Source organism: Jannaschia sp. Os4, assembly GCF_016820245.1.
Taxonomy (GTDB): domain Bacteria; phylum Pseudomonadota; class Alphaproteobacteria; order Rhodobacterales; family Rhodobacteraceae; genus Jannaschia.
In genome coordinates this window covers 562,573-585,419 of record NZ_JAFCAR010000003.1, presented here as the reverse complement: position 1 = coordinate 585,419, position 22,847 = coordinate 562,573, and the positions used below count along the sequence as shown (strand labels likewise).

Sequence of the window (22,847 nt, the reverse complement as noted above, 5' to 3'; positions counted from 1 at the left end):
CGCCGCCGCGCCGCCGGTCTTCACGTAATTCACGGACCCCCGCGCGGTTGCGCGCCCCCCGGCGCGCCGCTACGCCGCCGCCATGCGCGTGCACCGCTCCCTCGACCCCCTCCCCGAGCCGATGCGCGGCGCCTCCGCCGCGATCGGCAACTTCGACGGGGTGCATCTGGGCCACCGCCACGTGATCGATCTCGCCCGCATCGGTGCCCCGCTCGGCGTCCTCACCTTCGAGCCGCATCCGCGCGAGGTCTTCCAGCCCGACGCCCCGCCCTTCCGCCTGATGTCGCCCGCCGCCAAGGCCTCGCGGCTGCAGAAGATCGGCGTGGATCACCTGTTCGAGCTGCCCTTCGACGCGATCCGCCCGCTGACGGCGGAGGCGTTCATGGAGGACGTGATCGCGGGGGGCCTCGGGCTGTCGCACGTGGTCGTCGGGGCGGACTTCCGCTTCGGCGCGAGGCGGGCGGGCGACGCCGACACGCTGCGCGAGGGGGGCGCCCGGCTGGGCTTCGGCGTCACCGTCGCCGACCTCGTGGACGGGCCGGTGGGCGAGGTGTCCTCGACCGCGATCCGCGCCGCGCTCTCGGAGGGGCGGCCCCGCGACGCCGCCGCGATGCTGGGCCACTGGCACCGGATCGAGGGGCCGGTGATCCACGGCGAGAAGCGAGGCCGGACGCTGGGCTGGCCCACCGCCAACATGGACCTGAGCGGGCTGCACCTGCCGAAGCTGGGGGTCTACGCCGTGCTCGTCGACGTGCTGGACGGGCCGCATCGGGGCAGGCACCGGGGCGTCGCCTCGCTGGGCGTGCGCCCGATGTTCGGGGACAATCTGCCCAACCTCGAGACCTTCCTCTTCGACTTCGCCGGCGACCTCTACGGCGCGCCCCTGTCGGTGGCGCTGGTCGAGTTCCTGCGCCCCGAGCTCGCGTTCGACGGCGTGGACGCGCTGGTCGCGCGGATGGAGGGGGACGGGCGCGAGGCCCGCGCCGTGCTCGATGCGCTCTGAGGACGACCCGATCCCGCGGGGCGGCCTGCGGGACCGCTTCTGGGAGAAGCCGCTCAGGTCGATGACCCAGCGGGAGTGGGAGGCGCTGTGCGACGGGTGCGGCAAGTGCTGCCTCAACAAGCTGGAGGACGACGAGACCGGCGAGGTCGCTCTGACCGACATCGCCTGCCGCCTGCTGGACGACGCGACCTGCCGCTGCGCGCATTACGAGAACCGCCGCGCCTTCGTGCCGGACTGCGTGGTGCTGACGCCCGCGAGCCTGCCCGACGTGGTCTACTTCTTCCCCGAGACCTGCGCCTACCGCCGCCTGCACGAGGGGCGGGCGCTGCCGTGGTGGCACCCGCTCCTGACCGGCGACCCCGGCAGCCCCCACGCGGCGGGCGCGAGCCTGCGGGGCCGTACCGTGTCCGAGTTCGACGTGCCCGACGAGGAGTGGGAGGACCACGTCATCGAGGAGCCGACGGGCGGGGCGTGACCCCGTGGGCGAATTGACCCCGGCGGAGACCGCCGGGGCCAGCAGATCCTGAAATTTCCCCCCTCGAATGGGGCCGGGCGCACGGTCCCGTGGGCGGCGCATCGCGTCCGCCCCGTCGTCCGCCCCGTACGTGCGGGATGCGATCCGCGCGGCCCGGGCCTGCGCGGATCGCGAACCCCTCTCCCCGGCGAGGGCATAGCCGTGCCGCGCGCGCGAGTCAGCGGAAAGGGTGCGGACGGTCTGTTTCGCCCGGACGGCGGGCGTACCGGCGGTGGCCGCGCTCAGTCGTCCCCCGCTCCGGCGCAGCCCTCCGTCGACCACGAGCGGCCCGCGGCCACGCGGGCGTCGGCCTCCGACATCCGGGCATCGGCCTCGAGGCGCGCGACCTTCGCCTCCAGCTCCGCGATCCGCGACTCGCGCTCGGCCACGGCGGCGGCGACGTCCCCGGCCTCGAAGCGCTGCGGGATGTGCTGGGGGCAGTTCAGGTCCCACGCGGTCACGGTCACCACCACCGCGCGGTCGGCGGAGGCGTCGTCCGGCGACAGGCGGGCGAGGAGGGCCGGGTCGGCGGACATCTCCGCCGTGCCCCAGATCTTCACGCGGCGGCGGCGCATGTAGTCGATGGCGAGGATCTGGACGCGGGGGTTCTCGGATAGGTTGCCCGCGGTGACGTACTGCCCGTTCCCCGCGAGGTCGGCGAAGCCGATGCGGTCGTCGTCGAGCACCCGGAGGAAGCCCGGCGGCCCGCCCCGGTGCTGGACGTAGGGCTGGCCGTCGGCGGAGGCGCTGGCCAGCACGACGGACCGGGATTCGGCGAGGAAGGCGCGCAGCCGCTCCGTGCCGGTGCGGAAGCCGCCATGCGCCTCGAGCCGCTCCATCGCGGGGCGGGTGCCGCGGCGGGCCTGCTCGGCCTTCACGGCGGGGGAGAAGGCGACGTCCGAGGTCGGGGCGGATGCGGGGGCTGCGTGGTCCATGCCCTCCTGTGCGCCGCCGGGCCCGCGCCGCGCAATCCGCCTCGCGGGGACGTGACGCGGCTTGCCCCGGCGTGAGGGACGCGGCAGCGTCGCGGGCGATGCTCCGCGCCCTCGCCTTCCGTGCCCTCTCGCTCGGCCTTTCGCTGGTCGTGGCGAGCGTGGTGATCTTCGGGATGCTGCAGGGCGTGCCGGGCGACCCGGCGGCGTTCATGCTGGGCACCGGCGCGCGACCCGACACGGTGGCCGCGCTGCGCGCCGAGCTGGGGCTGGAGGGGGGGCTCGTGGCCCGCTACCTCGACTGGGTCGGCGGGCTGCTGCGGGGCGACCTGGGCGTGTCCTACACCTACCGCGTGCCGGTGTCGGGCCTCGTGCTGGACCGGATCGGGGTGAGCGCGCCGCTGGCCCTGTATGCCCTGCTCCTGACGGTGGTGGTGGCGATCCCCGTGGGGCTGGTGGCCGCCGCGAACCGGGGCGGCGCGGCGGACTGGGGCGTGATGGGCGCGACGCAGCTGGGCATCGCGGTGCCGAACTTCTGGTTCGCGATGCTGCTGGTGCTGCTCTTCGCGGTGACGCTGCAATGGTTCTCGGCCGGGGGGTTCCCAGGCTGGGGCGACCCGCTCGCGGCGATCAAGGCGCTGACGCTGCCGGCGGTGGCCTTGGCGCTGCCGCAGGCGTCGATCCTCGCCCGCGTCCTGCGCTCGGCGCTGCTCGACACGCTGGACGCGGACTACGTGCGGACGGCGCGGGCCAAGGGGCTGTCGCGGCGCGGCGTGCTGCTGCGCCACGCGCTGCGCAACGCGCTGATCCCGGTGCTGACGATCCTCGGGCTGCAGTTCTCGTTCCTCTTGGCGGGCGCGATCATCATCGAGAACGTGTTCTTCCTGCCGGGCCTCGGGCGGCTGATCTTCCAAGGGATCACCCAGCGCGACCTGATCGTGGTGCAGTCGGTGACGATGCTGCTGGTGGCGGCGGTGATCTGCGTCACGTTCCTCGTGGAGGTCGCCTATGCGTGGGCAGACCCGAGGCTGCGGCGATGAGGGCGCTGTGGATCGGGGCGCTGCTGGCGGGGGCGGCGGGGCTGGCCGCGCTGGTCTCGCTCGTCTGGCTGCCGGGCGAGGTGGCGCGGGTGGACGTCGGGTCCAGGCTGCAGGGGATGTCGGCGTCGCACTGGCTGGGGACGGACCACCTCGGGCGGGACTTGGCGGCGATGCTGATGGCGGGCGCGCGGACGTCGATCGCCGTGGCGCTTCTAGCCGTGGGGATCGGGATGGCGTTCGGGGTGCCCTTGGGGTTGCTGGCCGCCGCGCGGCGGGGGTCGTGGCTGGACGAGGTGGTGATGCGGGGCAACGACCTGATCTTCGCCTTCCCCTCGCTGGTGATCGCCATCCTCATCACCGCCGTGTTCGGGCCGTCGGCGGTGAACGCGATCCTCGCCATCGGGCTCTTCAACGTGCCGGTCTTCGCGCGGGTGGCGCGGGGCGGCGCGCTGCCGCTCTGGACGCTCGACTTCGTGGCCGCCGCGCGGGTGGCGGGCAAGGGGGCGGGGCTGATCTCGGTGCAGCACGTCCTGCCCAACGTCGCCAACCTGCTGATCGTGCAGGCGACGATTCAGTTCTCGCTGGGGATCTTGGCGGAGGCGGCGCTGTCCTACGTGGGCCTCGGGGCGCAGCCCCCGACGGTGTCGTGGGGCCGGATGCTCGCGGAGGCGCAGACGATGATCTACGTGGCGCCGATGCTGGCCGTGCTGCCGGGGGTGGCGATCGTGGGGACGGTGCTGGGGCTGAACCTCCTGGGGGACGGGCTGCGGGATTTGCTGGATCCACGGCTGCGGCGGGGGCGGGCGTGAGCGACGTGACGAGGGCAGCGCCCGACCCTGGGGGGGCGCATAGGACGCTGCGGCAAGGCACAGTACGTGCAAGCATCCGTGTCGTGCAGGCTGGGAACGACATCGCCACAGCGCCCTCCCGGGGGGAGGGTCGGGCGCTGCCCGGCGTGGCCGCCGGGCGGTAGGTGCGAGCGATGCGTGACACGTCCGAACACCTGCTCGCCGTCGAGGGACTGAACCTCTCGATCCATCGCATCCCCATCCTCCACGACGTCGCCCTCGCGGTCGCGCCGGGCGAGGTGCTGGGCCTCGTGGGCGAATCCGGCTCGGGCAAGTCGATGACGGCGCTGGCGCTGATGGGCCTGCTGCCGCGCGGCTGCCGCACCGAGGGCCATGCCACGTTCGACGGCACCGATCTCCTCGCCCTGCCCGAGCGGGAGATGCGCCGCGTCCGGGGCGACGACGTCTCGATGATCTTCCAAGAGCCGATGACCGCGCTCAACCCCGTCCACCCAATCGGCGCGCAGGTGGCCGAAACGCTGCGCCTGCGCAGCACCCCCCGGGCCGAGGCGATGCGGGTCGCGCGCGACCGGCTGGACCGGGTGGGCCTGACCGCCATCGGCCTCGACCGCTACCCGCACGAGCTGTCCGGCGGGCAGCGGCAGCGGGTCTGCATCGCCATGGCCATCGCGCGCCACCCCCGCCTGCTGATCGCCGACGAGCCGACGACGGCGCTGGACGTGACGACGCAGGCCACGATCCTCGACCTGCTGCGCGGGCTGGTGGCGGAGGAGGGGATGGCGATGATCCTCGTGACCCACGACCTCGGGGTGGTGGCGGGCATGGCGGACCGGGTGGCGGTGATGAAGGCGGGGCGCGTGGTGGAGACCGGGGCCACGCGGGACGTTCTCTCCGCCCCGGCGGAGCCCTACACAAGCGACCTGCTCGCCGCCTCGCGCCCCCCGCCGCGCGCGCCCCGCCCCGTCGCGGAGGCCCCCGTGCTGGAGGTGCGCGACCTGCGCCGGACCTACGGGGCGACGCGGGCCGTGGACGGGGTGTCGCTGGTGCTGCACCGGGGCGAGAGCCTCGGGCTGGTGGGCGAGTCCGGCTGCGGGAAGTCGACGCTGACGCGGCTGCTGCTGGGGCTGGAGCGCCCGGACGGGGGGACGGTCGCGCTGATGGGCCGACCCGGCGGGGCGGCGATGACGCGCGCGGACCGGGCGAAGATCAGCGTCGTGTTCCAAGACCCCTACGGCAGCTTCGACCCGCGCTGGACCGTCGCGCGCCTCGTGGCCGAGCCGTTCCACCTGACGGGCCGGCCCTCGGACTGGCGCGACCGCGTGGCCCGCGCGCTGGTGGCGGTTGGGCTGCACGCTGACGACGCGGCGAAATATCCGCACGAGTTCTCCGGCGGCCAGCGCCAGCGCATCGCCATCGCCCGCGCGCTCATCACGGAGCCGGAGGTGCTGGTGCTGGACGAGGCGGTCTCGGCGCTGGACGTGCGCGTCCGGGCGCAGGTGCTGGACCTGCTGGACGACCTGCAGGGGCGGCTGGGCCTGTCCTACCTGTTCATCTCCCACGACCTGACGGTGGTGCGGGCCATCGCGGACCGGGTGCTGGTGATGCGCGCGGGGCGGATCGTGGAGCGGGGCGAGGCGGGCGCGGTGTTCGACGCGCCGCAGGACGACTACACGAGGCAACTCATCGCGGCGGCGCCGCGCATCCCGGAGGAGTGGGCATGAAGGTCACGGATTGGTTCGACCCGACCGAGATGTGGATCGGGGGCCGCTGGGTGCGGGCCACGACGACGCTGCCGGTCGAGGACCCGTCGACGGGCGAGACCGTGGGCGCCATCGCCAAGGGCGGGGCGGCGGAGATCGACGCCGCCGTGGCCGCCGCAACCGCCGCCGCGCCGGGCTGGGCGCGCACGCCCGCCGCCGAGCGGGGGCGGCTGCTGTCCCGCCTCGGGCGGCTGGTGGAGGCGCGGGTGGACGACCTCGCCGCCTTGGAGGCGATGGACGTGGGCAAGCCGCTGGCGCAGGCGCGTGCCGATGCGGTGGCCTTGGCCCGCTACTGCGAGTTCTACGGCGGCGCCGCCGACAAGGTGCACGGCCAGACCATCCCCTATCTCGACGGCTACACCGTCTACACCCTGCGCCAGCCGCACGGGGTCACGGGGCACATCGTGCCGTGGAACTACCCGATGCAGATCATAGGGCGCTCGGTCGGCGCGGCGCTCGCGATGGGCAACGCCTGCGTCCTCAAGCCCGCCGAGGAGGCGTGCCTGACCGCGCTGGCCTTCGCCCGGCTGGCGGAGGAGGCGGGCCTGCCGCCGGGCGTGCTGAACGTCGTGCCGGGGCTGGGGGCCGAGGCGGGCGCGGCCTTGGCGGGGCATCCGGGCGTCCACCACGTCTCCTTCACCGGGTCGGTGGCGACGGGCGAGGCGGTGCAGGCCGCCGCCGCGCGCAACGTCGTGCCCGTGACGCTGGAGCTGGGCGGCAAGTCCCCGCAGGTCGTGTTCGACGACGCCGACCTCGACGCCGCCCTGCCCTTCCTCGTGCGGGCGGGCATCCAGAACGCGGGGCAGACCTGCTCGGCCGCCTCGCGGATCGTGGTGCAGCGCGGCGTGCTGGACGAGGTGACGGACCGCATGGCCCACGCCTACCGCGCGCTGCGGGTGGGGCGCGCGGTGGACGACCTCGACGTCGGGCCGCTGATCTCCGCCCGGCAGAAGGGGATCGTCGAGGGATTCCTCGCGAGGGGCGCCGACCTAGAGATCGCGGCGCGGGGCGAGGTCGTGACGGACGCGCCCGGCCATTACGTCGCGCCGACGCTGCTCGCCGGGGTCGCGCCGGGCCACGTGCTCGCGCGCGACGAGATCTTCGGCCCGGTCCAGGCGATCATCCCGTTCGAGGACGAGGCGGAGGCCGTCGCGGTGGCCAACGGCACCGACTATGGCCTCGTGGCGGGCGTCTGGACCCGCGACGGGGCGCGGCAGATGCGGATGGCGCGGGACCTGCGCTGCGGGCAGGTCTTCGTGAACAACTACGGCGCGGGCGGGGGCGTGGAGCTGCCCTTCGGCGGGATGGGCAAGTCCGGCCACGGGCGGGAGAAGGGGTTCGAGGCGCTCTACGGCTTCTCGACGGTCAAGACGGTGGCGGCGCTGCATGGGTGATCCTTGCCCGTGACGGGAGCGCATCGCAGGGCCGCGGCGCGGCGATCCGACCCCGCCGTGGGGCGCTTTTTCCCTCACCCCCGCACTACGCCTTGGCGTTGCACCAACTGAGAAAGATCGCCGGGCCGGGGGACGGCCCGGCGATGCGCGGGCCGCTGGCGCGGCCGTATCGCGCTGGCGTCTAGATCAGCAGGACCAGAGGCGCGGCCGCCGCGACCCCGTCCAGCCGGTCCAGCAGCCCCCCATGCCCCGGCAATGCGCGGCCCCAGTCCTTCGCGCCCGCGCTCCGCTTGAGCGCCGAGGCGGCCAGCCCGCCCGCGATGCCCGCGACGGCGCAGGCAAGGCCGAGCCACGGCGCACCCAGCGCCCACCCCGCCAGCGTCCCCGCGGCGAGCCCGGCGCCCGTCCCCTCCCACGTCTTGTTCGGCGACAGGCGCGGCGCGAAGGGGGTGCGCCCCGCGAGCTTGCCCACGGCGTGCTGCGCCACGTCGGAGACCCAGACGGCGGCAAGGACGAAGGCGATGCGCTCGGGCGGCAGCCACGCGAGCGAGGCGACCCCCGCACCGAAGCCGAGGCTCCCGACCGCCGCGAGGCCGGGCCGCGCGCGCAGCACCCGCGCCGCCTCGCCCGCGCACCATGCGGCGGCGGACAAGGCGAGCAGCGGCAGGAACAGGAGCGCCCCCGCCACGCCCAGCGCGGCGGCGATGCCCCACCACGAGGCGATCCGCGCCCGGAGCTCCCGCCGGGTGCCCTCGGACGCCCGGCCCCCGAGGAGGACGAGCCCCACGCTCGCCGCCGCGAGCAGCCCGAGACCCGCGATGTAGGCGTCCATCTCAGCCTTGGGCGTAGAAGAACTCCTCGCGCACGATGCGGCCGTCCGCGACGTGGTAGACGCCCACCTCCTTCATCTGCCAGCGCTGGCCGGAGGCCTTCTCCGTGGCGTCCATCTCGAAGATGACGGCGAAGCGGTCGTCCCCGTGCGGCATCGGGTCGGACACCTGGGCCGAGTGCACCTCGAAGTTCGCGTCCCACCACGCGTGTTTGCCCCGGATGCCGTCCAGCCCCTCCGTCACCCGCCCGCCGCCATTGTCGGCGGCCTCCACGCTGACGGCGTCCTCCGCATAGAGGCGCCCGAGGTTCTCGCCCTCGCGCCCCTCCCGGCAGCCCTTCACCAGCTCGTCCGCGATCTCGCGCATCTCCATGGCACCCTCCTGAGTCGGCGCGCCATTCTAGCACATGCCTTCCGCATCCCCGGCCGATCCCCTATCTGCCCGCCCATGCCCGACGGACAGACCAACCGCCCCGCCCTGCCGCCCGAGATCGGGCGGCGCCGGACCTTCGCGATCATCAGCCACCCGGACGCGGGCAAGACGACGCTGACGGAGAAGTTCCTCCTCTACGGGGGCGCGATCCAGATGGCGGGACAGGTGCGCGCCAAGGGCGAGGCGCGGCGCACGCGCTCGGACTTCATGCAGATGGAGAAGGACCGCGGCATCTCGGTCTCGGCCTCGGCCATGTCCTTCGACTTCGCGCGCGGGGACGAGCAATACCGCTTCAACCTCGTGGACACGCCGGGCCACTCCGACTTCTCCGAGGACACCTACCGCACCATCACCGCCGTGGACGCCGCCGTCATGGTGATCGACGGGGCCAAGGGGGTGGAGAGCCAGACGCAGAAGCTGTTCGAGGTGTGCCGCCTGCGCGACCTGCCGATCCTGACCTTCTGCAACAAGATGGACCGCGAGAGCCGGGACACCTTCGAGATCGTCGACGAGATCCAGGAGAACCTCGCCATCGACGTCACCCCGGCCTCGTGGCCGATCGGGCGCGGGCGGGAGTTCGTTGGCACCTACGACCTGCTGCACGACCGGCTGGAGCTGATGGACCGGGCGGACCGGAACACCGTCGCCGAGACCGTCGAGATCAGCGGGCTGGACGACCCCAAGCTGGCCGAGCACGTGCCCGCCGACCTGCTCGACACCTTCCTCGAGGAGGTCGAGATGGCGCGGGAGTTGATGCCCGCCTTCGACCGGCAGGCCTTCCTCGACGGGACGCTGACGCCGATCTGGTTCGGCTCGGCCATCAACAGCTTCGGCGTGCGCGAGCTGATGCGCGGCATCGCGGAGTTCGGCCCCCCGCCGCAGCCGCAGCGCGCCGAGCCGCGGCAGGTCGCGCCCGAGGAGGGCAAGGTCTCGGGCTTCGTGTTCAAGGTGCAGGCCAACATGGACCCCAAGCACCGCGACCGCGTGGCCTTCGTCCGCCTCGCGTCGGGGCATTTCGAGCGGGGCATGAAGCTGACCCACGTGCGGTCCAAGAAGCCGATGGCGATCTCGTCGCCGGTGCTGTTCCTCGCCTCCGACCGGGAGCTGGCCGAGGAGGCGTGGGCGGGCGACATCATCGGCATCCCGAACCACGGGCAGCTGCGGATCGGCGACGCCCTGACCGAGGGGGAGGCCCTGCGCTTCACCGGCATCCCCTCCTTCGCGCCGGAGCTTCTGCAGACCTGCCGCGCGGGCGACCCGATGAAGGCCAAGCATCTCGACAAGGCGCTCGACCAGTTCGCCGAGGAGGGCGCGGCCAAGGTGTTCAAGCCGACCTTCGGCTCGGGCCACATCGTCGGCGTCGTCGGCGCGCTGCAGTTCGAGGTGCTCGCCTCGCGCATCGAGGGGGAGTACGGCCTGCCCGTCCGGTTCGAGCCGTCGCAGTTCACCTCGGCCCGCTGGGTCCACGGCCCCAAGGACGCGGTCGACGCGCTGATCGAGAAGAACAAGCAGCACATCGCCACCGACAACGACGGGGACCCGGTGTTCCTCACGCGCCTGCAATGGGACATCGACCGGGTCGAGCGCGACTTTCCGGAGGTGCGGCTGTCGGCGACCAAGGAGATGATGGCCGGTTGAAGGACGACCCCCTCGCGGACCTGCTGCGGTTGCGGGAGGCGGCGCTCGCCCGGATGGCGGCGGACCGGGCCGCGATGCGCGCGAACTACGCCCTGCCCCTGCCCTCCGGCGAGCGGTGGAGCCTCCTGCGCCGCCTTCCCGCCGATGCCGCCACGCTCGTGCGCTCCCACGTCGCGGGAGGCGCCGTGCTCGCGGGGGCCGCGCTGGGCATTCCGCTGGCCCGCCATGCGGCCCGGAACTCGGACGCCCCCCGCGTCGGGGAGGCCTTAGCGCGCCGGGTCGCGGACCGCCTCGTCGCGGACGCACGGGGGCGCGAGACCCCCGATGGCAGCGCGCTGGCCTACCTCCACCGATACCACTGCGGCCAAGGGCTGTTCTACGGGTGGACCGGGACGACGGAGTTCTGGGTCGCCGAGGTGGAGGACGGCTGGCCGACCTATCCTCCGCTTCGGCGGTTCGACACGGCGGACGCCTTCGTCGGGTGGCTCGCCCTCCAGACGGACCGAAGCCTGTCGGGCGCGACCGACCCGACGATCACCGCGTTCAAGCTGGACAACCAGAGGCTCACCTTGGCGCGGCTCCGGGCCTATGCGGACGGGGAGCCATGACGCGCGGATCGACGGCGTTCCTTCGCCGATCCGGACCGCCGCGCTTGCCCTTTCCGCCCGGCGCGGCATTGTCCGGCCGACCGCGATCCAATCGGACGGAGATCCCCATGCGCGCCCTCACCGCCCTCGTCACCATCGGTGCCGCCACCACGACCCCCGCCTGGGCCGAGGAGGTCCACCCGGCGTGGAGCCTGATCGAGGGGATCGAGCGCGAGGAGGTGATCTCCGGCGACGACTATGCCGTCATCAAGCGCTTCCCCGCGGAGATCGCGGGCGGCGTCGACGAGTTCGAGATCGCGGGCTACCTCGTCCCCCTCGGCTTCGGCGCGGAGACGGCGGACTGGATGCTCGTCCCCGAGGCGGGGATGTGCCCGTTCTGCGGCTCGTCCGAGCACGGCACCGCGATCGAGGTGTCGATGGCCGAGCCCATCGCCGTCGACGAGATCGGCGAGGACGCGACCAAGCGCGTCGTGCTGCGCGGGTCGCTGCACGCGCTGAAGGATCCGCAGACCTTCCAAGCCCTCTACATGACTGGCGCGGTGGTGAAGGGCTGACGCTCCGCAACCGGGTCCGCCCGGACGGGACGATCCATGCCGACGCCGCGCGCGGGACGCTGACGGGCAACCGCGGCATCCTGCACGTCGCCGACCGAACGATGGGTCCGGCGCTCTGGCGGCACCGCGCTTGGATCGCGTGCACCCTCGACTGGCAGGGACGGCGGCGCGCGGTGATGACCGGGCGGCGGTGGACCGAGCTCTTCTTCCACGACGAGGCCGTGGCGCTGGCCGCCGGGCACCGGCCCTGCGCCTATTGCCGCCGGTCGGACTGGCTGCGCTGGCGCGCGGCGTGGGCGCGGGCCCACGGGGCGGCGAAGGCCCCGGAGATGGACGCGATGCTGCACGCCGCGCGGGCCGTGCCGGGCGCGCGACGGCTGCGGCGCGACGCGGCGGGGGCGGCGGACCTCCCGGACGGCACCTTCGTGGACGTGGACGGCCCCGCGCTGGTCCACGGGGGCGCGCTCCGCCCGTGGCGCCCGGGCGGCTACGCCCCGCCCCGCCTCCTGCCCCGCGGGCGGGTCGCCGTGCTGACCAACCCCGTCACCCGCGCGGTGATCGCGGCGGGCTATCGTCCGGTCGTGGCGCTGCCGGGCGCCTAGGGGGGATCGGAACCCGCGCGAATCGGCGCACGTTCACTCCCGGTACCGGAGGTGCGAGCGATGGCGAGCAACGAGGTCGAAGGGGTCGTCGAGCAGATCGACGCCGTGGTCGAGGAAAACGAGCAGGTCTCGGTGCGCGACGTCGTGCAGGGCTTGGGCGAGCGGAGCTTCGGCCCGATCCTCCTCGTGACGGCCGTCGCCATGATCCTCCCCGTCGGCATGATCCCGGGCGTCCCCGCCGTGATCGGCGCGATCCTCGCGGTCGTGGGCTGGCAGGTGCTGAACGGACGCGACGGCATCCGCCTGCCCGACTTCATCGCCAAGCGCTGCGTGCCCGCCGACAAGCTGGAGGCGAGCGTCGAGAAAGCGAAGCCGTGGGCGCGCAAGCTGGGCGACCTCGCAGGCCACCGTTGGGAGGGCCTGACCCAATCGGGCGCCGTGCTCCACGCGAGCGGGGTCGTGCTGATGGTCATCGGGGCGACGATGGTGGCGCTCGGCGCGATCCCCGGCCTGCCCGCCGCCTTGGCCGTGCCGGTCGCCGTGTACGGGCTGGGACTGACGGCGAACAACGGCGTGCTGGTCGCCACCGCCGCCGCGATGCTGGTCCCTGCGGTCGGCGTGATCGTCTGGCTGATGCCGTGGCCGCCTTGGGCGTTCCTGCCGGGCCTCGGCTGATGCGGCGGCGCGGCGATCCCCCTTGCAAGAATGATGCGCGATGCCGATCTGCCATGAGGGCCGGCCCCTCGTTTGACGGGTTCGCGGCCCTCTGCTAGCGGTGCCGCGCCCGCGAAGGCGCGGGCCACGACCGATATGGGGCGCGAAGGAACCGGGCGCTCCTCCACAGGGCCGGACCGATCCGGACCTCACATCAGGACGCCAATGACCGACGAGACCACGACCGACGCCCCGCAGGTGGCGTTCAAGGACCTCAACCTCTCCCCCAAGGTGCTCAAGGCCGTCGAGGCTACGGGCTACACCACCCCCACGCCGATCCAAGCGGGCGCCATCGGCCCCGCGCTGGAGGGACGCGACGTGCTGGGCATCGCCCAGACCGGGACGGGCAAGACGGCGGCCTTCACGCTGCCGATGATCACCATGCTGTCGAAGGGCCGCGCCCGCGCGCGGATGCCGCGCAGCCTCGTGCTCGCGCCGACGCGGGAGCTGGCCGCGCAGGTGGCCGAGAACTTCGACCAGTACGCCGAAGGCTCAAAGCTGACGAAGGCGCTGCTGATCGGCGGCGTCTCGTTCAAGGAGCAGGACCAGCTGATCGACCGGGGCGTGGACGTGCTGATCGCCACGCCGGGCCGCCTGCTGGACCACTTCGAGCGCGGCAAGCTGCTGCTGACCGGCGTGCAGGTCATGGTCGTCGACGAGGCGGACCGGATGCTCGACATGGGGTTCATCCCCGACATCGAGCGCATCTTCGAGCTGACGCCCTTCACGCGCCAGACGCTGTTCTTCTCGGCCACGATGGCCCCGGAGATCGAGCGGATCACCAACAAGTTCCTGTCGAACCCCGTGAAGATCGAGGTCGCACGGCAGAACACCACCTCCGAGACGATCACGCAGGTGCTGGTGCAGCACTCCGCCCGCCGCCGGGACGTGGCGTTCAAGGACAAGCGCGCGATCCTGCGCAGCCTGATCGACCGCGACGGCGAGGACTGCCGGAACGGGATCATCTTCTGCAACCGCAAGGTCGACGTCGACGTGGTGGCCAAGTCGCTGAAGGGCCACGGCTACAACGCCTCGCCGATCCACGGCGACCTCGACCAGTCGGTGCGGATGCGGACCCTCGACGGCTTCCGCGACGGGTCGGTCCGGTTCCTCGTGGCCTCCGACGTGGCGGCGCGGGGCCTCGACATCCCGAACGTGAGCCACGTGTTCAACTTCGACGTGCCGAGCCACGCCGAGGACTACGTGCACCGGATCGGACGGACGGGCCGGGCGGGCAAGACGGGCGTGGCCTACACGATCGCGGTGCCGGCGGACGACAAGTACGTGGACGCGATCGAGGCGCTGATCGGCCAGCCGATCCCGCGAGGCGAGAACCCGTGGGACGGGGCGAAGGGCAAGCCCGAGGCGGCGCCGGAGCCGTCGGACGACGCGGCGCCCGAGGAGGGCAAGCGTTCCCGCAGCCGGACGCGCTCCCGCCGCAAGAAGGACGACGACGCGCCGAAGGCCGACGTGGACGCCCCCGCCGAGGCGCAGGACGCGCCCGTGGAGGCGAAGGCCGAGGAGCCGCAGCGCGAGGAGCCCCGCGAGGAGCGATCGCGCCGCTCGCGCGGGGGCCGCGGGCGCTCCGGTGGGGGAGGCGGCGACCGGGTCATGGGCTTGGGCGACCACGTGCCGGACTTCATCGGGATGAGCTTCGACGAGCGGCGGGAGGCGAGCTGACCCGCTCGGACCGCCGCCCCGCGATCGGCCCGGGACGGCGCCGCCGGAACGAGAAAGCCCCCGCCTCGGCGGGGGCTTCTTCGTTCGCGGGCGTCAGTCCGCCATCAGCCGCGTGATCAGGACGGCCACCTCGGGGCGCTTGCCCGTCAGGTCCTGCACCACCTGGCGCACGCGCTTGGTGACCATCGCCTCCAGCTTCTCGTCGTCGTCGGCCGTCTTGCGGTCCACGCGCGCGAGGTTCTGGGCCAGCGCGGCCTCGACGGCCTCGGACACCGCCTCGTTGCCGGACCCGACCTCAGGCAGGCCGCGCAGTTCGACCCACGCGTCCTCCATCACCTCGTCGCCCTCGTCGACCATGACCGAGACGACCACGAGGCCGTTGAGCGCCATGCGGATGCGGTCGCGGACGACGCCGTCGAACTGCCCCACGAGGACGTTGCCGTCCATGTAGACGCGGCCCGTCTCGACCTGCTCGACGACCTGCGGGCGGTTGCCCGACAGGTCCACCATGCTGCCGTTGGGGGCGACGACGCCCGCGCGGCCCAGCTCCTCGGCCAGCTTGGCGTGGGCGCGCAGATGCCGGTGCTCCCCGTGCATGGGGATGACCATCTGCGCGTCGACGAGGTTGTGCATCGTCACGAGGTCGGGCCGGTTGGCGTGGCCCGAGACGTGGTAGAGTCCGTCCTCCTCGGTCACGACGTCGACGCCCATCTCCGAGAAGTTGTTGATGATGCGCCCGACCTCCACCTCGTTGCCGGGGATGGTCTTGGAGGAGAAGAGGAAGGTGTCGCCCTCGGCCATCTCCATGCCGAAGTACTTGCCTTGGGAGAGTTGGGCCGAGGCGGCGCGCCGCTCGCCTTGGCTGCCGGTGACGATCAGCATGAGGTTGCCGCGCGGCACGTCGGCCGCCTCCTCGGGCGAGATGGTGGCGGGGAAGTCGGTCAGCACCCCGGTCTCGACGGCGGCCTCGGTCATGCGGCGCATGGCGCGGCCCATCAGGCAGATGGAGCGGCCCGCGTCGCGCCCCGCCTCGGCCAGCGACTGCAGGCGCGCGACGTTGGAGGCGAAGGTGGTGGCGACGACCATGCCCTCGCAGGACTTCACCAGCTCGCGGATCTCGGGGCCGACGAGGGCCTCGGACCGGCCCTCCTGCTTGGAGAACACGTTGGTCGAGTCGCAGACGAGGGCGCGGACCCCGTCCTTCGCGGCCTCGCGGATGAGGTCGGCGTCGAAGGGCTCGCCCACGCCGGGGGTGAGGTCGACCTTGAAGTCGCCCGTGTGGATGACGCGGCCGGCGGGCGTGTCGATCACCAGCGCCGAGTTCTCGGGGATGGAGTGGGAGACGGGCAGGAAGCCCACCTTGAACGGCCCCGCCTCGACCATCGCGGGAAAGGGCTCGGCCACGTGGAGCGCGTCGGTGTCGGCGCCCGCGTCGTCCATCTTGCGCGCCGCGATGTTGGCGGTGAACTTGCGGCAGTGGACCGGCTTCTTGAGCAGGTGCCACAGGCGACCCACGCCGCCGACGTGGTCCTCGTGGGCGTGGGTGACGAAGATTGCCTCCAGCCGGTCGAGGTTGTCGGTCAGGTAGTCGAGGTTGGGCAGGATCACGTCGACGCCGGGCGTGGTGTCCATGTCGGAGAAGCCGATGCCCAGATCCACGAGGATCAGGCGCTCCTTCCCCGGCTTGCCGTAGCCGTAGACGTAGGCGTTCATGCCGATTTCGCCGGCGCCCCCCAGCGGGAGGTAGATGAGGCGGTCAGCCATTCGATAGTCCTTCGTTGTATCGGTGGATCACGGTCAGGCCGTGGATCGTCAGGTCGTCCTCGATCGCATCGAAGAGGTCCTCGGCGGCGGCGAAGAGCGGCGCGAGGCCCCCCGTCGCCACCACCTTCATCGGCGCGCCCTTCAGGAGATCGGCGCGTTCACCCCGGATGCGGGCGGTGATTTCCTTGATGAGGCCGACGTAGCCCCAGAAGATGCCGGACTGCATGCAGGCCACCGTGTTAGTGCCCACCACGGCCTGCGGCTTGGTGATGTCGACATGCGGCAGGGCGGCGGCGGCCATGTGCAGCGCCTCCAGCGAGAGGTTCACGCCGGGCGCGATGACCCCGCCGACATAGGCGCCGTCGTGGTCCACCACGTCGAAGGTGGTGGCGGTGCCGAAGTCCACGACGATGGCGTCGCCCCCGTGCCGGTCGTAGGCCGCGGCCGTGTTCACGAGGCGGTCGGGGCCGACAGTCGTGCCGGCGTCGACGCGCGGCTCGGCCGGGAGGGCGCAGTCGGGCTTGCCCACCACGCGGGGCCGGAGGTCGAAGTAGCGGTCGCACAGGACGCGCAGGTTGAAGACGACACGCGGCACCGTGGAGGACACGATGCAGGCGGTGATCGTCGCCTCCACGCCTTCGAGGTTCATCATGTTACGCAGCCAGCCATAGTACTGGTCGGCTGTCCGGGCGTGGTCGGTCTTCATCCGGTAGGAGGCGACGGTGCGGTCGCCCCCGTTCCGTCCGAGGTCGAGGATGGCGAAGACGGTGTTCGTGTTGCCGCAGTCGATGGCGAGCAACATGTCAGGCCCCCTCGAAGTACAGGTCGGCGGCGGCAATGGGGACCGGACCCGCGGGCGTCTTCAGGATCAGATGGCCCGACGCGTCGATGTCGTCGAAGGTTCCGTGGAGGGTGTCGCGCATCGTGCGTGCGACGACCGGCTGGCCGATGCGGGCCGCGCGGGCCAGCCACGCCGCGCGGATCGGGGCGAAGCCGCCTTCGGCCAGTTCGGCCTCGCGCGCGGCGAAGGCGGGGACCAGCGCGTCGAGCAGCGTCTCCGGGGCGATGGTCCCGTCCAATGCGGCGGGGAGCGTTCCGCCCGCCTCCACGGCGTCGGGCGCGGCGGCGAGGTTCACGCCCCAGCCGATCACCAGCACGCCGTCGCCGGGGGACTCGAGCAGGATGCCCGCGAGCTTGCCGCCGTCGCGTAGGACGTCGTTGGGCCACTTCAGCGACAGGCCCGCGACGGCGAGGTCGGCGAGCGCGTCGTGGAGGGCCAGCGCGGCGGAGAAGGAGCGCAGCGCCCAATCGGCGGGACCACCCGGCGGGCGGAAGGCGTGGGACGCGGCGAAGTTGCCGGGCGGCATGGACCATGCACGGCCCCGGCGGCCCCGCGCGGCGGTCTGGCGGCGGGCCATCACCCACACCGGGGGCGCGTGGCGCTTGGCTTCCTCCGAGGTCGAGTCGACCTCGTCGAGGATCAGGATCTCAGAGGACAAGCGTCGCCGCCGCCGCCGCCGCCACGCCCTCGAGGCCGAAGAGGTTCACGACGCCCGCGACCATGACGATCGCGGCGACCGCGAGGGCGGCCCATTGCACGGCGCCCATCGGCGTCTCGACCTCGCCCTCGGACTCGCCGAAGTAGATGAAGTAGACGAGGCGCAGGTAGTAGAACGCGCCGATCACGGTGGCAATCACGCCGAGGATGGCGAGCCAGAGCAGGCCTGCGTCGATCGCCGCCTGCAGCACGTAGAGCTTGGCGAAGAAGCCCACCATCGGCGGGATGCCCGCGAGGCTGAACAGCAGGACCAGCATGGCGAGCGCCTGTCCGGGGCGGCGGGTGCCCAGCTGGTTCAGGGCGGCGATGTCGGTGTCCTCGCGCCCGTCGCGGGTCATCGCGAGGATGAAGGCGAAGGTGCCGATGTTCATCACCACGTAGATCGCCATGTAGAGCAGCATCGCCTGCACCCCGAAGGCGGTGCCGGCGGCCAGACCCATCAGCGCGAAGCCCATGTGGTTGATCGAGGAGTAGGCCATCAGCCGCTTGAGGTCGCGCTGGCCGATGGCGGCGATGGCGCCGACGAACATCGACAGGACCGAAAGGAGGGCCACGATCTGCTGCCAGTCGTTCACCGCGCCGCCGAAGGCGTCGTGGGTGACGCGGGCGAACATGCCCATCGCCGCGACCTTGGGCGCGGTTGCCATGAAGGCGGTGACGGGGGTGGGCGAGCCCTCGTAGACGTCGGGCGTCCACATGTGGAACGGCGCCGCCGAGACCTTGAAGGCCAGCCCCGACAGCATGAACACGAGGCCGAAGAGCAGGCCCAGCGCCATCTCGCCATCGGCGGCGGCCACGATCACGCCCGCGAAGTCGAGCGTCCCGGTGTAGCCGTAGGTCAGCGAGATGCCGTAGAGCAGCAGTCCGCTCGAGATCGCGCCGAGGACGAAGTACTTGAGCCCCGCCTCGGTCGAGCGGACGGAGTCACGCTGCATCGCAGCCAGCACGTAGAGCGACAGCGACTGCAGCTCGAGGCCCATGTAGAGGGTCAGGAGGTTGCCCGCGCCGACCATCACCATCATGCCGATGACGGCGAGGACGACGATCAGCGGATACTCGAACTTCATCAGCCCGTTCCGGGCCATGTAGTCCTGCCCCATCACCAGCACGGTCGCGGCGGAGAAGAGGATCGTGCACTGCGCGAAGCGCGCGAAGCCGTCTCGGACGAGGAAGCCGTCGAAGGCGACGACAGGGTCGCCGGCCAGCGCGATCCAGAGGCCGACGAGGAACAGCACGGCGGAGGTGATCCAGATCATCCCCTTCGCGGTGGCGTCCTTGCCCGTGTAGACCGCCCAGAGCAGCCCGCCCATCGCGTAGACGGCGAGGACGATCTCGGGGAGGATGGCTTCGAGGTTCGCGGTCATGGGATCACTCGGCGCTGGCGACGGCGTTCGCGGTCTCGAACGCGGCGGTGGCCACCTCGTACTCGCCCACGAGGGCAGCGACGGAGGGGCCGATGATGTCGGTGACGAGGGACGGGTAGACCCCCAGGAGGATGGTGAAGAACACCAGCGGCGCGAAGGTCATCCGCTCGCGCGCGGTCATGTCGGTGATGGAGCGGAGCGACTCCTTGATGAGGTCCCCGAACACCACCCGGCGGAACAGCCACAGCGCGTAGGCCGCCGACAGGATGACGCCCGTGCACATCACCAGTGCCACCCACGTGTTGGCTTGGAAGATGCCCATCAGCGACAGGAACTCGCCCACGAAGCCGGACGTGCCCGGCAGGCCGACGTTCGCCATCGTGAAGAGCAGGAAGATCAGCGCGTAGGCCGGCATCCGGTTCACGAGGCCGCCATAGGCGTCGATGTCGCGCGTGTGCATCCGGTCGTAGATCACGCCGACGCAGAGGAACAGCGCGCCCGAGATGAACCCGTGGCTGATCATCTGGAAGATGGCGCCGTCGATCCCCTGCTGATTGGCGGCGAAGATGCCCGCCGTGACGTAGGCCATGTGCGCGACCGACGAGTAGGCGATGAGCTTCTTCATGTCCTCCTGCACGAGCGCCACGAGCGAGGCCCAGACCACGGCGATGGCCGACATCCACAGGACCAGCGGCCCCATCACTTCACTGCCCACGGGGAACATCGGCAGCGAGAAGCGCAGGAAGCCGTAGCCCCCCATCTTGAGCAGGATGGCCGCCAGCACGACCGATCCGGCGGTCGGCGCCTGCACGTGCGCGTCGGGCAGCCACGTATGGACCGGCCACATCGGCATCTTGACCGCGAAGGAGGCAAAGAAGGCCAGCCAGAGCAGCGTCTGGAGGCCGCCGACGATCTGGACGCCCAGCACCTCGACCGTGCCGAAGTCGAAGGCGTGGTCCAGCAGGAGCGCGATGTCGGTGGTGCCCGCGTCGAGATACATCGCGATCATCGCGATCAGCATCAGGACCGAGCCGAACAGCGTGTAGAGGAAGAACTTGAACGCCGCGTAGATGCGGTTGGCCCCGCCCCAGATGCCGATGATCAGGAACATCGGGATCAGGCCCGCCTCGAAGAAGAGGTAGAACAGGATCAGGTCCAGCGCGCAGAACACGCCGAGCATCAGCGTCTCCAGCAGGAGGAACGCGATCATGTACTCCTTGATGCGGTCCTCGACATCCCAGCAGGACAGGATCACGAGCGGCATCAGGAAGGTCGTCAGCATCACGAACAGGATCGAGATGCCGTCCACGCCCAGCTTGTAGGTCAGGCCGAGCAGCCACGCACGCTCCTCGACGAACTGGAACTCCGTGTTCGCCGGCTCGAACCCCGCGAGCACGAAGAGCGAGATGACGAAGGTGAGCGAGGTGGCGGCCAGCGCCAGCCACTTGGCGTTGCGGCGCCCGGCCTCGTCGTCGGCGCGCAAGAGGACGGCCATGATCAGCGCCGCCACGGCGGGGGTGAAGATCGTCAGGCTGAGGAGCGAGGAGGCCATGTCGTCAGGATCCTTGGGCGATCGTCATCCACGTGATCAGGACCACGAGGCCCAGCACCATCGCGAAGGCGTAGGTGAACACGTATCCGGACTGCGCGCGGTTCACGGCGCGCGTCAGAAGCGGGATGAAGCCCATCGCCGTGCCGTTGAGCGTGCCGTCGATGGCCGCCCCGTCCCCGCCCTTCCAGAGCCAGCGGCCCAAGGTCTTGGCGGGCCGGACGAAGACGGCGTCGTAGATCTCGTCGAAGTACCACTTGTTGAGCAGGAATCGGTAGAGCGGCTGGACCGTGCGCGCCCAGTCGCCCGGCAGGGTCGAGCCGCGCTTCATGTAGAAGAGCCACGCCATCCCCAGCCCCGCGAGCATCGCGAGGAAGGGCGAGAGCCTCACCCACACGGGCACGAGATGCGCCTCGTGGATGATGTGGTTGTCGGGGGCGACGTAGATGCCGCCCTGCCCCGGCTCCTGCAGCGGGCGCTCGGACGGCTCCGCCTCGCCGGCGGCGAAGGCCGCGCCGGACCACGGGGTCGGGTCCAGCGTGGCGGCGTAGCCCTCGACGGGCACGGTGCCGAAGAACCTGTCCACGCTTTCCTGCGACTTGAAGAAGCCGCCGTACCACACCATCCCCGCCAGCACCGAGCCGACGGCGAGGACGCCCAGCGGGATCGTCATCACGAGCGGGGACTCGTGGGCGTGGTCGTGGGTGTGCTTGTCGCCGCGCGGATCGCCGTAGAAGGTCAGGAACATCAGGCGCCACGAGTAGAACGACGTCAGCGCCGCCGAGACCACCAGCACCCAGAAGGCCAAGGGCGCGCCGGCCCACGCGCTCTCGATGATGGCGTCCTTCGAGACGAAGCCCGCGAAGCCCACCGGGAAGCCGATGTAGAGGAGCGGGATGCCGACGCCGGTGATGGCCAGCGTGCCGATCATCATGGCCCAGAAGGTGTAAGGGATCTTCTTCCGCAGCCCGCCGTAGTTCCGCATGTCCTGCTCGTGGTGCATCGCGTGGATGACCGAGCCCGCGCCGAGGAACAGCATCGCCTTGAAGAAGGCGTGGGTCAGCAGGTGGAACATCGCGACCGAGTAGGCGCCCAGCCCCGCCGCCACGAACATGTAGCCCAGCTGCGACATGGTGGAGTAGGCGATGACGCGCTTGATGTCGGTCTGCACCAGCCCGATCGTCGCCGCGACGAAGGCCGTCGCCGCGCCCACGATCACGACGAAGCCCATGGCCGCGTCCGCGAACTCCATGACGGGCGACATGCGGCAGACGAGGAACACGCCCGCCGTGACCATCGTCGCCGCGTGGATCAGCGCCGAGACGGGGGTCGGCCCCTCCATCGCGTCGGGCAGCCACGTGTGCAGGCCCAGCTGCGCCGACTTGCCCATCGCGCCGACGAACAGCAGCACCGCGACCAGCTCGGCCGCGTTCCAGTCGCGCCAGAGGAAGTGGATCGACGTCTCGGCGATCTGCGGGGCCAGCGGGAAGATGACCGAGAACTGGATCGAGTCGGTCAGCAGGAAGATGGCGAAGATGCCGAGCAGGAAGGCGAAGTCGCCGACGCGGTTGACGATGAACGCCTTCATCGCGGCCGCGCCCGCCGAGGGCTTGCGCCAGTAGAACCCGATCAGGAGGTAGGAGGCGACGCCCACGCCCTCCCAGCCGAAGAAGAGCTGGAGCAGGTTGTCCGCCGTGACCAGCGACAGCATCGCGAAGGTGAAGAAGGACAGGTAGGCGAAGAAGCGGGGCTTGTAGGTCTCGCCCTCGCGCCACTGCGGGTCGTGGTCCATGTAGCCGAAGCTGTAGAGGTGGACGAGCGCCGAGACGGTCGTCACCACGATCAGCATCACCGAGGTCAGGCGGTCCAGCCGGATGGCCCACTCGGTGGCCAGCGACCCGCTCTCGATCCACGACAGCAGTACGACGCGCTCCACCACGTAGGGGTCGTGGGTCAGGAACACGATCCACGACAGGATCGCCGACAGGAACACGCCCACGGTCGCGAAGATCATCGCGGGCCGCTCGCCAATCAGCTTCCACATGAAGCCGCAGACGAGGGCGCCGAGCAGGGGCGCGGTGAGGATCGTTCCGAGCATCTGC

The 22,847-nt window shown here is 71.6% G+C and carries 21 protein-coding genes; 12 read left to right on the top strand and 9 right to left on the bottom strand.

The genetic code is table 11. The features are described from left to right. Window positions 1-82: 82 nt before the first annotated feature. Together JQC91_RS07900 and JQC91_RS07895 are read left to right on the top strand one after the other, a co-directional pair. Window positions 83-1,003 carry a bifunctional riboflavin kinase/FAD synthetase gene (locus tag JQC91_RS07900; RefSeq protein ID WP_203286256.1) on the top strand — a complete coding sequence of 307 codons (921 nt, stop codon included), beginning with the start codon at window positions 83-85 and terminating at the stop codon, window positions 1,001-1,003. Next, the gene (locus JQC91_RS07895; RefSeq protein WP_203286255.1) at window positions 993-1,478 is read left to right on the top strand and encodes a YcgN family cysteine cluster protein; all 486 of its coding nucleotides are present in this window, start codon (window positions 993-995) and stop codon (window positions 1,476-1,478) included. Before JQC91_RS07900 ends, JQC91_RS07895 begins: the two co-directional genes overlap by 11 nt. Window positions 1,479-1,759: 281 nt before the next feature. On the opposite strand, the gene JQC91_RS07890 is transcribed toward JQC91_RS07895, so the two are convergent. Next, window positions 1,760-2,452 (bottom strand): pyridoxamine 5'-phosphate oxidase family protein, encoded by a 693-nt coding sequence (locus JQC91_RS07890; protein WP_203286254.1) that lies wholly within the window; start codon window positions 2,450-2,452, stop codon window positions 1,760-1,762. Window positions 2,453-2,550: 98 nt separating this feature from the next. Between JQC91_RS07890 and JQC91_RS07885 the strand changes: the two genes are divergently transcribed. From JQC91_RS07885 to JQC91_RS07870, 4 genes are all read left to right on the top strand, one after another. After that, on the top strand, window positions 2,551-3,489 hold the full coding sequence (locus JQC91_RS07885; protein WP_203286253.1) for an ABC transporter permease: 939 nt from the start codon (window positions 2,551-2,553) through the stop codon (window positions 3,487-3,489). Beyond that, on the top strand, window positions 3,486-4,298 hold the full coding sequence (locus tag JQC91_RS07880; RefSeq protein ID WP_203286252.1) for an ABC transporter permease: 813 nt from the start codon (window positions 3,486-3,488) through the stop codon (window positions 4,296-4,298). The genes JQC91_RS07885 and JQC91_RS07880 overlap by 4 nt, the downstream gene beginning before the upstream one ends. 173 nt (window positions 4,299-4,471) lie before the next feature. Beyond that, window positions 4,472-6,019 (top strand): ABC transporter ATP-binding protein, encoded by a 1,548-nt coding sequence (locus JQC91_RS07875; RefSeq protein WP_203286251.1) that lies wholly within the window; start codon window positions 4,472-4,474, stop codon window positions 6,017-6,019. After that, window positions 6,016-7,452 carry an aldehyde dehydrogenase family protein gene (locus JQC91_RS07870; RefSeq protein WP_203286250.1) on the top strand — a complete coding sequence of 479 codons (1,437 nt, stop codon included), beginning with the start codon at window positions 6,016-6,018 and terminating at the stop codon, window positions 7,450-7,452. The genes JQC91_RS07875 and JQC91_RS07870 overlap by 4 nt, the downstream gene beginning before the upstream one ends. A gap of 181 nt (window positions 7,453-7,633) precedes the next feature. Here JQC91_RS07870 and JQC91_RS07865 read toward each other — a convergent pair whose 3' ends face one another. Both JQC91_RS07865 and JQC91_RS07860 read right to left on the bottom strand, forming a co-directional pair. Continuing rightward, entirely contained in the window at window positions 7,634-8,284 is a 651-nt protein-coding gene (locus JQC91_RS07865) for a phosphatidate cytidylyltransferase (protein ID WP_203286249.1), read from the bottom strand. Between the two features lies 1 nt (window position 8,285). After that, window positions 8,286-8,654: a nuclear transport factor 2 family protein gene (locus tag JQC91_RS07860; protein WP_203286248.1), complete on the bottom strand. Its 369-nt coding sequence runs from the start codon at window positions 8,652-8,654 to the stop codon at window positions 8,286-8,288. Window positions 8,655-8,729: 75 nt separating this feature from the next. Between JQC91_RS07860 and JQC91_RS07855 the strand changes: the two genes are divergently transcribed. The 6 genes from JQC91_RS07855 (at window position 8,730) to JQC91_RS07830 (ending at window position 14,510) form a co-directional block, all read left to right on the top strand. After that, window positions 8,730-10,352 carry a peptide chain release factor 3 gene (locus JQC91_RS07855; RefSeq protein WP_203286247.1) on the top strand — a complete coding sequence of 541 codons (1,623 nt, stop codon included), beginning with the start codon at window positions 8,730-8,732 and terminating at the stop codon, window positions 10,350-10,352. After that, window positions 10,349-10,960, top strand: coding sequence for a hypothetical protein (locus tag JQC91_RS07850; protein WP_203286246.1), 612 nt, complete (start codon window positions 10,349-10,351; stop codon window positions 10,958-10,960). The genes JQC91_RS07855 and JQC91_RS07850 overlap by 4 nt, the downstream gene beginning before the upstream one ends. A gap of 107 nt (window positions 10,961-11,067) precedes the next feature. Further along, window positions 11,068-11,514, top strand: a complete 447-nt coding sequence (locus JQC91_RS07845; RefSeq protein WP_203286245.1) for a hypothetical protein — start codon at window positions 11,068-11,070, stop codon at window positions 11,512-11,514. Window positions 11,515-11,615: 101 nt separating this feature from the next. Further along, the gene (locus tag JQC91_RS07840; protein WP_203286244.1) at window positions 11,616-12,116 is read left to right on the top strand and encodes a hypothetical protein; all 501 of its coding nucleotides are present in this window, start codon (window positions 11,616-11,618) and stop codon (window positions 12,114-12,116) included. Between the two features lie 60 nt (window positions 12,117-12,176). Next, window positions 12,177-12,791 (top strand): exopolysaccharide biosynthesis protein, encoded by a 615-nt coding sequence (locus JQC91_RS07835; protein WP_203286243.1) that lies wholly within the window; start codon window positions 12,177-12,179, stop codon window positions 12,789-12,791. A gap of 204 nt (window positions 12,792-12,995) precedes the next feature. After that, a complete protein-coding gene (locus JQC91_RS07830) occupies window positions 12,996-14,510 on the top strand; it encodes a DEAD/DEAH box helicase (RefSeq protein WP_203286242.1) in 1,515 nt (504 codons plus the stop codon). A gap of 93 nt (window positions 14,511-14,603) precedes the next feature. Here JQC91_RS07830 and JQC91_RS07825 read toward each other — a convergent pair whose 3' ends face one another. From JQC91_RS07825 to nuoL, 6 genes are read right to left on the bottom strand one after another with little or no spacing between them, the layout of a single operon-like run. Further along, on the bottom strand, window positions 14,604-16,274 hold the full coding sequence (locus tag JQC91_RS07825; RefSeq protein WP_203286241.1) for a ribonuclease J: 1,671 nt from the start codon (window positions 16,272-16,274) through the stop codon (window positions 14,604-14,606). Next, window positions 16,267-17,076, bottom strand: a complete 810-nt coding sequence (locus JQC91_RS07820; RefSeq protein WP_203286240.1) for a type III pantothenate kinase — start codon at window positions 17,074-17,076, stop codon at window positions 16,267-16,269. The genes JQC91_RS07825 and JQC91_RS07820 overlap by 8 nt, the downstream gene beginning before the upstream one ends. A gap of 1 nt (window position 17,077) precedes the next feature. After that, window positions 17,078-17,773, bottom strand: a complete 696-nt coding sequence (locus JQC91_RS07815) for a biotin--[acetyl-CoA-carboxylase] ligase (protein ID WP_203286239.1) — start codon at window positions 17,771-17,773, stop codon at window positions 17,078-17,080. Further along, entirely contained in the window at window positions 17,763-19,196 is a 1,434-nt protein-coding gene (nuoN, locus tag JQC91_RS07810) for an NADH-quinone oxidoreductase subunit NuoN (RefSeq protein ID WP_203286238.1), read from the bottom strand. Before nuoN ends, JQC91_RS07815 begins: the two co-directional genes overlap by 11 nt. A 4-nt stretch (window positions 19,197-19,200) precedes the next feature. Further along, complete coding sequence (locus JQC91_RS07805) at window positions 19,201-20,748, bottom strand: NADH-quinone oxidoreductase subunit M (protein WP_203286237.1); 1,548 nt, start codon at window positions 20,746-20,748, stop codon at window positions 19,201-19,203. Window positions 20,749-20,752: 4 nt separating this feature from the next. After that, window positions 20,753-22,843 carry an NADH-quinone oxidoreductase subunit L gene (gene nuoL / locus JQC91_RS07800; protein WP_203286236.1) on the bottom strand — a complete coding sequence of 697 codons (2,091 nt, stop codon included), beginning with the start codon at window positions 22,841-22,843 and terminating at the stop codon, window positions 20,753-20,755. Window positions 22,844-22,847: the final 4 nt, after the last annotated feature.